This is a genomic window from Escherichia sp. TW14182, from assembly GCF_000208525.1.
In the GTDB taxonomy this organism is placed as follows: Bacteria; Pseudomonadota; Gammaproteobacteria; order Enterobacterales; family Enterobacteriaceae; genus Escherichia; species Escherichia ruysiae.
In genome coordinates, this window is record NZ_AEJZ01000192.1 from 1 (window position 1) to 13,463 (window position 13,463).

Here is a 13,463-nt window from a genome sequence, read left to right on the forward strand (position 1 = left end):
GAGGGTTAGGGTGAGGGGAACAGACCAGCACCGGTGCGAACAATCACCCTCACCCCGGCCTTCTCCCTACAGAGCGAGGGAGAAAACCAGGCCTGCTCCCGAACCTTTTCTCAATCAAAAGAACACAACGTACACCGCAGCCGCCACAATAAAGCGATAAATGGCGAACGGGATAAACGAAATGCGCTTAATCAATTGCAGGAAGGTTTTAATCGCTATCAGCGCCACCACAAAAGCGGTGATAAACCCAACGGCAAACATCGGGATATCGCCGGTTGTCAGGAAGCCCCAGCTTTTGTAGAGATCGAGCGCCGTTGCGCCCATCATCATCGGCACCGCCAGCAGGAACGAGAACTCGGAAGCAGCGTAACGGCTCACCCCCATCAGCATCCCACCTGAAATGGTCGCCCCGGAACGGGAGAAACCCGGCCACAGCGCCAGACACTGGAAACAGCCAATCATAAACGCCTGACGATACGTCATATCATCCAGACCCGGCGCACGCGGCTCTTTCGGCTTCAGGCATTCAGCGGCAATCAGCAACAGACCGCCAACAACCAGCGCATACATCACATTTATCGGGTTAAACAACGACTTAATCGTATCGTGGAACAATAGCCCCAGTACCACCGCCGGGATCATCCCCAGCAAAATGTGGATCAGCGTTAACCGACCTTTGCTTTCTCCTTCGTGCTGCAACGGACGCCCAAAGTGAATGCCAATCAGGCCAAACAGACGCCGCCAGAACATCACTACTACCGCCAGAATTGATCCTAACTGGATCACGACTTCAAAGGTTTTCGCCGTGTCGCCCTCAAATCCCAACAAATGACCGACAATAATCATATGGCCCGTGCTGGATACCGGCAGAAATTCTGTCAATCCTTCGACCACACCCAATATTGCCGCTATCAGCAGCGAGTGCATATCGCTCATCAATAAACCCCTAAATTATAAAAATGTACCGCTTGTCCGAACTACTGCAGTATGACCAGGTTATAACCGTTTGGTTTAACAGCTGTAAAATTAATTATTTTCTTTCAGATTATTGCCACGCTCAATGATGACGCCAACATTCGCCGCACGCGCCACTGCGCCTGGCTTGCTGAGTTTGATACGCACCCACGGCGAGTTAAAGCGAGTCAACAGCAGCTCCGCCACCTCTTCCGCCACGCGTTCCACCAGTGCAAAACGCGCGCCCTCGACGTGGCTGACCACCGTTTCGGCAATGTCAGCGTAGCTGAGACAATCCGCCACATCATCGCTTTTCGCCGCTTTACGGTTATCCCACGCCATTTCGATATCGAACACCAACTTCTGTTCGATGGTCTGTTCCCAGTCGTAAACACCAATAGTGGTGATTACCGAAAGTTGCTCTATAAATACAATATCCATCACGTCCTGCCTGCTTTTTGGCTAACCGGATACCACTTCCGGCGAAATGTGCGTATTATCCACAGATTCATCGTTGAACACGAATTTTCAAAACGGAACAGCTTATGAGTGCAATCGCGCCTGGAATGATCCTCATCGCGTACCTCTGCGGCTCCATTTCCAGTGCCATTCTGGTTTGCCGCTTGTGTGGGCTGCCCGATCCGCGAACCAGCGGCTCCGGCAATCCCGGCGCCACCAATGTGTTACGTATCGGTGGCAAGGGAGCAGCCGTAGCAGTGCTGATTTTCGACGTTCTGAAAGGAATGTTACCCGTCTGGGGCGCGTATGAATTAGGTGTCAGCCCCTTCTGGCTAGGCTTAATTGCCATCGCCGCCTGTCTTGGACACATCTGGCCGGTTTTCTTCGGTTTTAAAGGGGGAAAAGGCGTTGCCACCGCTTTTGGCGCAATCGCACCAATTGGCTGGGATTTAACGGGTGTGATGGCGGGAACCTGGCTGTTAACCATTTTACTCAGCGGTTATTCGTCGCTGGGAGCGATTGTCAGCGCACTGATTGCTCCGTTTTATGTCTGGTGGTTTAAGCCACAATTCACCTTTCCGGTTTCTATGCTCTCTTGCCTGATCCTGCTGCGTCATCATGACAACATCCAGCGTCTGTGGCGTCGCCAGGAGACAAAAATCTGGACGAAATTTAAAAGAAAGCGCGAAAAAGATCCGCAGTGATTTCTGGCAGGTTTACAAAACCTGATAGCCTTCGGCGGGCTTGCCCAGCCGTTGCTGGCACCACGCCGCCAGAAACTCTACGCAGACGCGCAACTTCATACTGCGATAGAGTGGCTCCCGATAGACAGCCCAGATATTGGCGCTTTGTGCATATTCCGGCAATACTCGCACCAGTTTGCCACTCTCCAGAAACGGCAGCACATCCCATTCGGAACGCAGCATAATCCCTTTACCTTCCAGTGCCCATTGCAGCACTATCTCACCGCTGTTGGAGGAAAGATGCCCGCTTACCTTCACCGATTTTTTCTCCTGACCGTTCCCCAACTCCCATATTCCGTGGGTCATATCGCGCTCTTTGGTCACCAGACAGTCATGACGACTTAATTCCTGTAAGGATTGTGGCTGGGAATATTTTTGCAGGTACTCAGGTGCTGCGCATAATATTCTTTTATTTTTTGTCAAAAGATGCGCAATATAATAATCAGGGATTTCATCATTAATACGAATATCCAGATCAATATTATCCTGCACTAAATCAATTTGCCGATCGAACAATTCAAAATGCACCTGTAACTCAGGGTAATTGCGCATCAGTTCGGTAATGGCTGGTGCAATATAACTGCGCCCAAAACCAAAACTACAGCCAATACGAATCATCCCCTCCGGGCGCGTTTTGATTTGCGTGACGTCATCGACCAGTCGCTGATATTGGGTGAGGATTTCCAGCGCATGTTCGTAACAACGTTGGCCACTTTCAGTCAGTGCCACGCCGCGAGCGGAGCGGTTAAGTAGCGTCGTTGCCAGCGTGTTTTCAAGGATTTGGATTCGTTTGGTGACAAATGCGGGCGTCTGCCCAAGCGTCGCCGCTGCGGCACTAAAACTGCCGCTATGGACGATTTCTACCAGTACCTGCAAGTCTTTGGCTAAAGGCCAGCTATTCAGCATCGTTAACTATCCGCAATTTTGACTGGCTCAGTGTATTTCGCAAAACATTTCCATTCCCTGCTCTGGCGCAATATTCATTCTTATTTTCGTGTTGATTCACGAACTGTTAATTACATATTCACGGTGGCAAAAAATATAAAACCACATTTTTAGTGGTAGTTTGTGACGGTAAATTTTTCCAGACAAATATAGAAACTGGAGTTGCCATGATGAGCGAAAGTAATAAGCAACAGGCAGTGAATAAGTTGACAGAGATTGTCGCTAACTTTACCGCCATGATTTCTACCCGAATGCCTGATGACGTAGTGGATAAACTAAAACAGCTTCGGGACGCCGAAACGTCGTCGATGGGGAAAATCATCTACCACACTATGTTCGATAACATGCAAAAAGCGATCGACCTGAATCGCCCGGCCTGTCAGGACACCGGCGAAATCATGTTTTTTGTTAAGGTCGGTTCCCGTTTCCCGCTGCTTGGCGAACTGCAAAGCATTCTTAAGCAAGCCGTGGAAGAGGCGACCGTCAAAGCGCCACTGCGCCACAACGCGGTGGAAATTTTTGACGAAGTGAACACCGGCAAAAATACCGGTAGCGGCGTACCGTGGGTTACCTGGGATATCGTCCCCGACGGTGACGACGCGGAAATCGAAGTTTACATGGCTGGCGGCGGCTGCACGCTACCTGGCCGCTCAAAAGTGTTAATGCCATCGGAAGGCTACGAAGGCGTGGTGAAATTCGTCTTCGAAAATATCTCCACCCTCGCCGTAAACGCCTGTCCACCGGTACTGGTAGGTGTAGGCATCGCCACCTCGGTGGAAACCGCCGCCGTGCTCTCACGTAAAGCCATTTTGCGCCCGATTGGCAGCCGCCATCCCAATCCGAAAGCGGCAGAGCTGGAGCTACGCCTGGAGGAAGGACTCAACCGTCTGGGGATTGGTCCACAAGGGCTGACTGGCAACAGTTCAGTGATGGGCGTGCATATCGAATCTGCCGCTCGCCATCCGTCTACCATCGGCGTCGCTGTCTCTACCGGCTGCTGGGCGCATCGTCGCGGTACGCTGCTGGTTCATGCCGATCTCTCCTTTGAAAACCTTTCTCACACCCGGAGCGCGTTATGAAAAAGATCCTGACAACCCCGATCAAAGCTGAAGATCTGCAAGATATTCGCGTCGGCGATGTGATCTACCTGACCGGTACGCTGGTGACTTGCCGCGACGTTTGTCACCGCCGCCTGATCGAACTGAAACGTCCGATCCCTTACGATCTCAACGGCAAAGCGATTTTCCACGCTGGCCCCATCGTGCGCAAAAATGGCGACAAATGGGAGATGGTATCCGTCGGCCCAACAACCAGTATGCGGATGGAAAGTTTTGAACGTGAATTTATCGAACAGACCGGCGTGAAACTGGTGGTCGGCAAAGGCGGAATGGGGCCGCTGACTGAAGAAGGTTGCCAGAAATTCAAGGCGCTGCATGTGATTTTCCCGGCAGGCTGCGCAGTACTGGCGGCAACCCAGGTGGAAGAGATTGAAGAGGTGCACTGGACAGAACTCGGAATGCCGGAGTCGTTGTGGGTCTGCCGGGTTAAAGAGTTTGGGCCGCTGATTGTCTCTATTGATACCCACGGCAACAACCTGATAGCCGAAAACAAAAAGCTGTTCGCCGAACGCCGCGATCCCATCGTGGAAGAGATCTGCGAGCACGTCCACTACATCAAATAACCCTCACGGAGAGGTTCGCCCCCTCTCCTTTTTCGCAGGCATAACACGATGAAACCTTCCACTGAATGGTGGCGATATCTCGCACCGCTGGCGGTCATCGCCATTATTGCTCTACTTCCGGTTCCTGCGGGGCTGGAGAGTCATACCTGGCACTACTTTGCTGTTTTTACCGGCGTGATCGTTGGGCTGATCCTCGAACCGGTGCCGGGTGCCGTGGTGGCGATGGTGGGTATCTCCATCATCGCCATTCTCTCGCCCTGGCTGCTGTTTAGCCCCGAACAGCTCGCCCAGCCAGGCTTTAAATTCACCGCTAAATCCCTCTCCTGGGCGGTTTCCGGTTTTTCTAATTCGGTTATCTGGCTGATTTTCGCCGCCTTTATGTTTGGCACTGGCTATGAAAAAACCGGACTTGGACGTCGCATCGCGCTGATTCTGGTGAAAAAGATGGGGCATCGCACACTGTTTCTCGGCTATGCGGTGATGTTCTCCGAGCTGATCCTCGCACCTGTAACACCTTCCAACTCAGCGCGCGGTGCGGGGATTATCTATCCCATCATCCGTAACCTGCCGCCGCTCTATCAATCACAGCCGAACGACAGCAGTTCGCGCAGCATTGGCTCCTACATCATGTGGATGGGGATTGTTGCCGATTGTGTGACCAGCGCCATTTTCCTGACGGCGATGGCACCTAACTTGCTGCTAATTGGACTGATGAAAAGCGCATCTCACGCCACGCTGAGTTGGGGCGACTGGTTCCTCGGGATGTTGCCGCTCAGTATTTTACTGGTTCTGCTGGTTCCCTGGCTGGCTTACGTGCTATACCCACCGGTACTGAAGTCTGGTGATCAGGTGCCGCGTTGGGCAGAGACGGAACTGCAAGCGATGGAGCCACTCTGTTCGCGTGAAAAACGGATGCTGGGGCTGATGGTAGGCGCGCTGGTGCTGTGGATTTTCGGCGGTGATTATATCGATGCTGCGATGGTCGGTTACAGCGTGGTGGCACTGATGCTGCTTCTGCGTATTATCAGCTGGGACGATATTGTCAGTAATAAAGCAGCGTGGAACGTTTTCTTCTGGCTGGCCTCGCTAATCACCCTCGCCACCGGACTCAACAACACCGGTTTTATTAGCTGGTTTGGCAAACTGTTAGCAGGCAGCTTAAGTGGTTATTCGCCGACGATGGTGATGATGGCGTTGATTGTGGTGTTTTATCTGCTGCGCTACTTTTTTGCCAGCGCCACGGCGTATACCTCCGCTCTCGCGCCGATGATGATTGCCGCTGCGCTGGCGATGCCGGAAATCTCGCTGCCGGTGTTCTGCCTGATGGTTGGCGCGGCGATTGGTCTGGGGAGCATTCTTACGCCATACGCCACCGGGCCCAGTCCGATTTACTACGGTAGTGGTTATCTGCCAACGGTGGATTACTGGCGACTGGGGGCGATTTTTGGGCTGATATTCCTCGTGTTGCTGGTGATTACCGGCTTACTGTGGATGCCCGTGGTGTTGCTTTAAGTGAGGACGGTGCCGGAAATTGCTCTCCGGCACCCGAGAGTTTTACGCAGCCGGTAACTCCGCCAGCGGCCAGCGCGGACGCACGCTAACGCCGAGATCCGCCGTCGCGCCTGCTTTAAACCGCACCATTCCGGCATAGGCGATCATCGCGCCGTTATCAGTACAAAATTCCGGACGCGCGTAGAACACTTCGCCGCGACGCTTTTTCATCATTTCCGCCAGTTTCGCCCGCAGCGTGCGGTTAGCACTCACGCCGCCTGCCATTACCAGTCGCTTAAAGCCCGTCTGATCCAGCGCACGCTTACACTTAATCATCAGCGTATCGACCACCGCATCTTCAAAAGCGCGGGCGATATCAGCACGCGTCTGGTCGTCGGTGCCGTTATCACGAATCGTGTTCGCGGCGAAGGTTTTCAGACCAGAAAAGCTGAAATCCAGCCCCGGACGGTCGGTCATCGGACGCGGGAAGACAAAGCGCCCGGCTGTACCCTGAGCCGCCATTTTCGACAGCAGCGGCCCGCCTGGATAATCCAGCCCCAGCAGCTTCGCGGTTTTATCAAACGCTTCACCAGCGGCATCATCAATGGACTCGCCGAGCAGCTCATACTGACCAATGCCGGTAACGCTGATTAACTGCGTATGACCGCCGGAAACCAGCAATGCGACAAACGGAAATTCCGGCGGGTTATCTTCCAGCATCGGTGCTAACAGATGCCCTTCCATATGGTGCACCGGAATCGCCGGAACGTTCCAGGCAAACGCCAGAGAACGTCCCACGGTCGCACCAACCAGCAGCGCGCCGACTAATCCTGGGCCTGCGGTATAGGCCACGGCATCAATATCTTTTGCCGTCAAACCAGACTCTTTCAGCGCCGCCTGGATCAACGGTACGGTTTTACGCACGTGATCGCGGGAGGCCAGCTCAGGCACCACGCCGCCGTAGTCAGCGTGTAATTTCACCTGACTATACAATTGGTTGGCTAACAAACCTTTTTCATCGTCGTAAATGGCGATGCCGGTTTCATCGCAGGAAGTTTCAATACCCAGTACACGCATGACTTGTTTTACCTCGCTTTATTACCGCGCAGTGTAGGACCAATGCGGGTTGATGTAAAACTTTGTTCGCCCCTGGAGAAAGCCTCGTGTATACTCCTCCCCCTTATAAAAGTCCCTTTCAAAAGAGGTCGCGGTGCTTTACAAAGCAGCAGCAATTGCAGTAAAATTCCGCACCATTTTGAAATAAGCTGGCGTTGATGCCAGCGGCAAACCGAATTAATCAAAGGTGAGAGGCACATGCCGGTAATTAAAGTACGTGAAAACGAGCCGTTCGACGTAGCTCTGCGTCGCTTCAAGCGTTCCTGCGAAAAAGCAGGTGTTCTGGCGGAAGTTCGTCGTCGTGAGTTCTATGAAAAACCGACTACCGAACGTAAGCGCGCTAAAGCTTCTGCAGTGAAACGTCACGCGAAGAAACTGGCTCGCGAAAACGCACGCCGTACTCGTCTGTACTAATTCCCTGAGAGCGTTGCTCTCCGATCAGACCGAGTTGTAGTTGTAAGGCCGTGCTTCCGAAAGGAATGCGCGGCTTATTTTCGTTTATGAATTGCTAAAAATCGGGGCCTATGGCTGGACGAATCCCACGCGTATTCATTAATGATCTGCTGGCACGCACTGACATCGTCGATCTGATCGACGCCCGTGTGAAGCTGAAAAAGCAGGGCAAGAATTTTCACGCGTGTTGTCCATTCCACAACGAGAAAACCCCGTCATTCACCGTCAACGGTGAGAAACAGTTTTACCACTGCTTTGGATGTGGCGCGCACGGCAACGCGATCGACTTTCTGATGAACTACGACAAGCTTGAGTTCGTCGAAACGGTCGAAGAGTTGGCAGCAATGCACAATCTTGAAGTGCCATTTGAAGCAGGCAGCGGCCCCAGCCAGATAGAGCGCCATCAACGGCAAACGCTTTATCAGTTGATGGACGGTCTGAATACGTTTTACCAACAATCTTTACAACAACCTGTTGCCACATCTGCGCGCCAGTATCTGGAAAAACGCGGATTAAGCCACGAGGTCATCGCCCGCTTTGCGATTGGTTTTGCGCCCCCCGGCTGGGACAACGTCCTGAAACGGTTTGGCGGCAATCCAGAAAATCGCCAGTCATTGATTGATGCGGGGATGTTGGTCACTAACGATCAGGGTCGCAGTTACGACCGTTTCCGCGAACGGGTGATGTTCCCCATTCGCGATAAACGCGGTCGGGTGATTGGTTTTGGCGGGCGCGTGCTGGGCAACGATACCCCCAAATACCTGAACTCACCGGAAACTGATATTTTCCATAAAGGCCGCCAGCTTTACGGTCTTTATGAAGCGCAGCAGGATAACGCTGAACCCCAGCGTCTGTTGGTGGTCGAAGGCTATATGGACGTGGTGGCTCTGGCGCAATACGGTATTAATTACGCCGTTGCATCGCTGGGTACGTCAACCACTGCCGATCACATTCAGTTATTGTTCCGCGCGACCAACAATGTCATTTGCTGTTATGACGGCGACCGTGCAGGTCGCGATGCCGCCTGGCGGGCGCTGGAAACTGCGCTGCCTTATATGACAGACGGCCGTCAGTTACGCTTTATGTTTTTACCCGATGGCGAAGACCCAGACACACTGGTGCGCAAAGAGGGTAAAGAGGCGTTTGAAGCGCGAATGGAGCAGGCAATGCCGCTCTCCGCGTTTCTGTTTAACAGCCTGATGCCGCAGGTTGACCTGAGTACCCCTGACGGGCGCGCACGTTTAAGTACGCTGGCGCTGCCACTGATTTCTCAGGTGCCAGGAGAAACGCTGCGCATCTATCTTCGTCAGGAATTAGGCAACAAGTTAGGCATACTTGATGACAGCCAGCTTGAACGATTAATGCCGAAAGCAGCAGAGAACGGCGTTTCTCGTCCTGTTCCGCAGCTAAAACGCACGACCATGCGTATACTTATAGGGTTGCTGGTGCAAAATCCAGAATTAGCGACGTTAGTCCCGCCGCTTGAGAATCTGGATCAAAATAAGCTTCCTGGACTTGGCTTATTCAGAGAACTGGTCAACACTTGTCTCTCTCAGCCAGGTCTGACCACCGGGCAACTTTTAGAGCACTATCGTGGTACAAATAATGCTGCCACCCTTGAAAAACTGTCGATGTGGGACGATATAGCAGATAAGAATATTGCTGAGCAAACCTTCACCGACTCACTCAACCATATGTTTGATTCGTTGCTTGAACTGCGCCAGGAAGAGTTAATCGCTCGTGAGCGCACCCATGGTTTAAGTAATGAAGAACGCCTGGAACTCTGGACATTAAACCAGGAACTGGCGAAAAAGTGATTTAACGGCTTAAGTGCCGAATAGCGATCGGGAAGCCCCCGACAGCCGCACTGAGAGGCAGCGGCAATGATATAAGTACGCCCTCGTAATTATCGTTGGCGGTAAATAACCGTTGGATTTCAGTATTAACGTCTGAATGATATCCGGTCAATCGCCCAACACCAACCTCATGAAATAAGTGTGGATACCGTCTTATGGAGCAAAACCCGCAGTCACAGCTGAAACTTCTTGTCACCCGTGGTAAGGAGCAAGGCTATCTGACCTATGCCGAGGTCAATGACCATCTGCCGGAAGATATCGTCGATTCCGATCAGATCGAAGACATCATCCAAATGATCAATGACATGGGCATTCAGGTGATGGAAGAAGCGCCGGATGCCGATGACCTGATGCTGGCTGAAAACACAGCAGACGAAGATGCTGCCGAAGCCGCCGCGCAGGTGCTTTCCAGCGTGGAATCTGAAATCGGGCGCACGACTGACCCGGTACGCATGTACATGCGTGAAATGGGCACCGTTGAACTGTTGACCCGCGAAGGCGAAATTGACATCGCTAAACGCATCGAAGACGGGATCAACCAGGTTCAATGCTCCGTTGCTGAATATCCGGAAGCGATCACCTATCTGCTGGAACAGTATGATCGTGTTGAAGCAGAAGAAGCGCGTCTGTCAGATCTGATCACTGGCTTTGTTGACCCGAACGCAGAAGAAGATCTGGCACCAACCGCCACTCACGTCGGTTCTGAGCTTTCCCAGGAAGATCTGGACGATGACGAAGATGAAGACGAAGAAGATGCCGACGACGACAGTGCCGACGATGACAACAGCATCGACCCGGAGCTGGCTCGCGAAAAATTTGCTGAACTGCGCGCTCAGTACGTTGTAACGCGTGACACCATCAAAGCGAAAGGCCGCAGCCACGCTGCCGCTCAGGAAGAGATCCTGAAACTGTCTGAAGTATTCAAACAGTTCCGCCTGGTGCCGAAGCAGTTTGACTACCTGGTCAACAGTATGCGCGTCATGATGGATCGCGTTCGTACACAAGAGCGTCTGATCATGAAGCTCTGCGTTGAGCAGTGCAAAATGCCGAAGAAAAACTTCATCACCCTGTTTACCGGCAACGAAACCAGCGATACCTGGTTCAACGCGGCAATTGCGATGAACAAGCCGTGGTCGGAAAAACTGCACGATGTCTCTGAAGAAGTGCATCGCGCCCTGCAGAAACTGCAGCAGATTGAAGAAGAAACCGGCCTGACCATTGAGCAGGTTAAAGACATTAACCGTCGCATGTCCATCGGTGAAGCGAAAGCCCGCCGTGCGAAGAAAGAGATGGTTGAAGCGAACTTACGTCTGGTTATTTCTATCGCTAAGAAATACACCAACCGTGGCTTGCAGTTCCTCGATCTGATTCAGGAAGGCAACATCGGTCTGATGAAAGCGGTTGATAAATTCGAATACCGTCGTGGTTACAAGTTCTCCACCTACGCAACCTGGTGGATCCGTCAGGCGATCACCCGCTCTATCGCAGATCAGGCGCGCACCATCCGTATTCCGGTGCATATGATTGAGACTATCAACAAGCTCAACCGTATTTCTCGCCAGATGCTGCAAGAAATGGGTCGTGAACCGACGCCGGAAGAACTGGCTGAACGTATGCTGATGCCGGAAGACAAAATCCGCAAAGTGCTGAAGATCGCCAAAGAGCCAATCTCCATGGAAACGCCGATCGGTGATGATGAAGATTCGCATCTGGGGGATTTCATCGAGGATACCACCCTCGAACTGCCGCTGGATTCTGCGACCACCGAAAGCCTGCGTGCGGCAACGCACGACGTGCTGGCTGGGCTGACCGCGCGTGAAGCGAAAGTTCTGCGTATGCGTTTCGGTATCGATATGAACACCGACCACACGCTGGAAGAAGTGGGTAAACAGTTCGACGTTACCCGCGAACGTATCCGTCAGATCGAAGCGAAGGCGCTGCGCAAACTGCGTCACCCGAGCCGTTCTGAAGTGTTGCGTAGCTTCCTGGACGATTAATCGGTAGGCCGGATCAGGCGTTACGCCGCACCCGGCACTAGTCCCTCTGCACAAACGCCACCTTTTCGGTGGCGTTTTTTATCGCCCACGCACGACCAGCGCCTGGTCCAGCTCGCGATACGCTTCAACCAGTTTCTCCAGTGAAACGCGACTTAAACCGCTGGGATTTGGCAGCACCCAAATCTGCGTCGAACCAATGGTGAGCGTTTGCTTCCCCCACTGTGCACCGCGCTGGCTGAATCCCTGTTCATATGCTTGTTTGCCCAGAATCGCCAACGCTTGCGGCTGATAATCTTCAATTTTTTCAATCAGCTTGCGCCCGCCTGCGTGCAGCTCCTGCTTTGAAACTTCATTGGCTTGCACCGTTGGACGATCTACCAGTTTGGTAACACCGCAACGATAATCCAGCAGATGCTGCGCTTCCTGTGGCTTCAACTGACGGTCGGTAAATCCGGCCTGATAAATCACCTTCCAGAAGCGATTTGCCGGATGGGCAAACGGAAAGCCAGACTCTGCGGAAGAAAGGCCCGGATTGATGCCACAAAACACCACACGCAATCCTGGCGCAAGAATATCGTCAACCATATTAACTCCTGAACAACACAACCCGCAGGAAGTATAACGAATTGAAAACACGTTGTTTATAAAAACAGCAGCCGCGCGCTAATGGCTGGATCGCGGCGCGGAGTTACTTTATAATCCGCTACCATGGCCCCTTAGCTCAGTGGTTAGAGCAGGCGACTCATAATCGCTTGGTCGCTGGTTCAAGTCCAGCAGGGGCCACCAGATACCGCAAAGGCTGACGAGAAATCGTCAGCCTTTTTTCATATATCAATTACTTTGCGTGCCAGTAAGCTGCTGCACGTACCCGCTGTGGGTCATATTGTTCTGCTTCAAAGCGGCGGCTTAAATTCTTAACCACTTTGCCTTCGCCGGTTATCCAGATGAAATAATCATCGGCAGGAATTTCCAGCTGCGCCAGACGCGCGTCCACCGCCTGCTCATCATGCGCCAGCCACTCGATGTTAAAACCGTCAAGGTGCGCGAGATAATCCTGACAGGCGTTATCCCGCACGCTGACCAGCGCGGTAACTTGCGGTTTAACGGCAAGTTTGCTCAACGTTTCCAGGCGGCGGCGCAGTGCGGGCATTCCGGATTCATCACAGACATACAGCTGATACGCGTAATCTTCCGGCACCACCAGCGAACCACGCGGTCCGGCTACTGTGAGTTTATCGCCCGGTTGCGCCTGCATCGCCCAGCCGCTGGCGACACCGCCGTCATGAATAAAAAAATCGATCGCCAGTTCATGGCGCTGCTCATCATACAGTGGCGTATAGTCGCGCGACGGCGGGCGTGGCCCTTCCGGCCAGACGATACCCTCTTCTGTTACCGTTGGCGGTACAAAGTGAGCGTCAGGTTGAGGAAAGAAGAGTTTGCTGTGATCGTCAAAGCCGCGCGACGTAAAACCGTCCAACGCCTCGCCGCCGAGGACAATGCGCTGAAAACCGGCGCTGATGCGCTCAACGCGTAACACGGTCAGTTCACGGAAGCGCAGATCATTGCGAACGCGCTGTGGGGAGCGGGGAGAGTTATTCATTGTTATCGCCTTCGTGATGGTAATCAGATATATCTAAATAAAATTCGCAAATGATAATGATTGTTAATCATGATAAATGCAAGCAATTTGTAGTACTGATATATCTGAAGTATGTGAAGTCATTCAGCACCGTAGCAAGGCTGCCGGATGCGGCGTGAACGCCTTATC

At 52.7% G+C, this 13,463-nt stretch carries 13 protein-coding genes and 1 tRNA gene; 8 read left to right on the plus strand and 6 right to left on the minus strand.

Translation table 11 applies throughout. The annotated features are described in order from the left end of the window. Positions 1-114: 114 nt before the first annotated feature. The gene (gene bacA / locus EQY_RS0115935) at positions 115-936 is read right to left on the minus strand and encodes an undecaprenyl-diphosphate phosphatase (RefSeq protein WP_001305111.1); all 822 of its coding nucleotides are present in this window, start codon (positions 934-936) and stop codon (positions 115-117) included. Between the two features lie 90 nt (positions 937-1,026). After that, the gene (gene folB / locus EQY_RS0115940) at positions 1,027-1,395 is read right to left on the minus strand and encodes a bifunctional dihydroneopterin aldolase/7,8-dihydroneopterin epimerase (protein ID WP_010347879.1); all 369 of its coding nucleotides are present in this window, start codon (positions 1,393-1,395) and stop codon (positions 1,027-1,029) included. Positions 1,396-1,499: 104 nt separating this feature from the next. Here folB and plsY point away from each other — a divergent pair, with 104 nt between their 5' ends. After that, positions 1,500-2,117, plus strand: a complete 618-nt coding sequence (gene plsY / locus EQY_RS0115945) for a glycerol-3-phosphate 1-O-acyltransferase PlsY (protein ID WP_001272794.1) — start codon at positions 1,500-1,502, stop codon at positions 2,115-2,117. 12 nt (positions 2,118-2,129) lie between these two features. Here plsY and ttdR read toward each other — a convergent pair whose 3' ends face one another. Next, entirely contained in the window at positions 2,130-3,062 is a 933-nt protein-coding gene (ttdR, locus tag EQY_RS0115950; protein ID WP_000935221.1) for an L-tartrate utilization transcriptional activator TtdR, read from the minus strand. A gap of 206 nt (positions 3,063-3,268) precedes the next feature. On the opposite strand from ttdR, the gene ttdA reads away from it, so the two are divergent. Genes ttdA through ttdT form a run of 3 tightly spaced genes read left to right on the plus strand, consistent with a single transcriptional unit; the run spans position 3,269 to position 6,294 of the window. Next, entirely contained in the window at positions 3,269-4,180 is a 912-nt protein-coding gene (gene ttdA / locus EQY_RS0115955; RefSeq protein WP_000986818.1) for a L(+)-tartrate dehydratase subunit alpha, read from the plus strand. Beyond that, positions 4,177-4,782 carry a L(+)-tartrate dehydratase subunit beta gene (gene ttdB / locus EQY_RS0115960; RefSeq protein WP_000722957.1) on the plus strand — a complete coding sequence of 202 codons (606 nt, stop codon included), beginning with the start codon at positions 4,177-4,179 and terminating at the stop codon, positions 4,780-4,782. The genes ttdA and ttdB overlap by 4 nt, the downstream gene beginning before the upstream one ends. A gap of 48 nt (positions 4,783-4,830) precedes the next feature. Continuing rightward, a complete protein-coding gene (ttdT, locus tag EQY_RS0115965) occupies positions 4,831-6,294 on the plus strand; it encodes an L-tartrate/succinate antiporter (RefSeq protein WP_000804982.1) in 1,464 nt (487 codons plus the stop codon). Between the two features lie 42 nt (positions 6,295-6,336). Here ttdT and tsaD read toward each other — a convergent pair whose 3' ends face one another. Next, on the minus strand, positions 6,337-7,350 hold the full coding sequence (gene tsaD / locus EQY_RS0115970) for a tRNA (adenosine(37)-N6)-threonylcarbamoyltransferase complex transferase subunit TsaD (protein ID WP_001264365.1): 1,014 nt from the start codon (positions 7,348-7,350) through the stop codon (positions 6,337-6,339). 237 nt (positions 7,351-7,587) lie between these two features. Here tsaD and rpsU point away from each other — a divergent pair, with 237 nt between their 5' ends. From rpsU to rpoD, 3 genes are all read left to right on the plus strand, one after another. Then, the gene (rpsU, locus tag EQY_RS0115975; RefSeq protein ID WP_001144069.1) at positions 7,588-7,803 is read left to right on the plus strand and encodes a 30S ribosomal protein S21; all 216 of its coding nucleotides are present in this window, start codon (positions 7,588-7,590) and stop codon (positions 7,801-7,803) included. Positions 7,804-7,913: 110 nt separating this feature from the next. After that, positions 7,914-9,659, plus strand: a complete 1,746-nt coding sequence (gene dnaG / locus EQY_RS0115980; protein ID WP_000918843.1) for a DNA primase — start codon at positions 7,914-7,916, stop codon at positions 9,657-9,659. A gap of 194 nt (positions 9,660-9,853) precedes the next feature. Then, positions 9,854-11,695: an RNA polymerase sigma factor RpoD gene (rpoD, locus tag EQY_RS0115985; protein ID WP_000437367.1), complete on the plus strand. Its 1,842-nt coding sequence runs from the start codon at positions 9,854-9,856 to the stop codon at positions 11,693-11,695. Positions 11,696-11,773: 78 nt separating this feature from the next. On the opposite strand, the gene mug is transcribed toward rpoD, so the two are convergent. Next, positions 11,774-12,280, minus strand: coding sequence for a G/U mismatch-specific DNA glycosylase (gene mug / locus EQY_RS0115990; protein ID WP_000227303.1), 507 nt, complete (start codon positions 12,278-12,280; stop codon positions 11,774-11,776). 125 nt (positions 12,281-12,405) lie between these two features. On the opposite strand from mug, the gene EQY_RS0115995 reads away from it, so the two are divergent. Further along, positions 12,406-12,481, plus strand: a tRNA-Ile gene (locus tag EQY_RS0115995). Positions 12,482-12,530: 49 nt separating this feature from the next. Here EQY_RS0115995 and nfeF read toward each other — a convergent pair. Further along, on the minus strand, positions 12,531-13,295 hold the full coding sequence (nfeF, locus tag EQY_RS0116000; protein ID WP_001065874.1) for an NADPH-dependent ferric chelate reductase NfeF: 765 nt from the start codon (positions 13,293-13,295) through the stop codon (positions 12,531-12,533). Positions 13,296-13,463 lie beyond the last annotated feature (168 nt).

Bases quoted from the DNA above. Each gene is read 5' to 3' on its own strand.
- plsY (WP_001272794.1), top strand. From the start codon at position 1,500: ATGAGTGCAATCGCGCCTGGAATGATCCTCATCGCGTACCTCTGCGGC.
- folB (WP_010347879.1), bottom strand. From the start codon at position 1,395: ATGGATATTGTATTTATAGAGCAACTTTCGGTAATCACCACTATTGGT.
- ttdT (WP_000804982.1), top strand. From the start codon at position 4,831: ATGAAACCTTCCACTGAATGGTGGCGATATCTCGCACCGCTGGCGGTC.
- nfeF (WP_001065874.1), bottom strand. From the start codon at position 13,295: ATGAATAACTCTCCCCGCTCCCCACAGCGCGTTCGCAATGATCTGCGC.
- dnaG (WP_000918843.1), top strand. From the start codon at position 7,914: ATGGCTGGACGAATCCCACGCGTATTCATTAATGATCTGCTGGCACGC.
- rpoD (WP_000437367.1), top strand. From the start codon at position 9,854: ATGGAGCAAAACCCGCAGTCACAGCTGAAACTTCTTGTCACCCGTGGT.
- ttdB (WP_000722957.1), top strand. From the start codon at position 4,177: ATGAAAAAGATCCTGACAACCCCGATCAAAGCTGAAGATCTGCAAGAT.
- ttdR (WP_000935221.1), bottom strand. From the start codon at position 3,062: ATGCTGAATAGCTGGCCTTTAGCCAAAGACTTGCAGGTACTGGTAGAA.
- tsaD (WP_001264365.1), bottom strand. From the start codon at position 7,350: ATGCGTGTACTGGGTATTGAAACTTCCTGCGATGAAACCGGCATCGCC.
- mug (WP_000227303.1), bottom strand. From the start codon at position 12,280: ATGGTTGACGATATTCTTGCGCCAGGATTGCGTGTGGTGTTTTGTGGC.
- bacA (WP_001305111.1), bottom strand. From the start codon at position 936: ATGAGCGATATGCACTCGCTGCTGATAGCGGCAATATTGGGTGTGGTC.
- ttdA (WP_000986818.1), top strand. From the start codon at position 3,269: ATGATGAGCGAAAGTAATAAGCAACAGGCAGTGAATAAGTTGACAGAG.
- rpsU (WP_001144069.1), top strand. From the start codon at position 7,588: ATGCCGGTAATTAAAGTACGTGAAAACGAGCCGTTCGACGTAGCTCTG.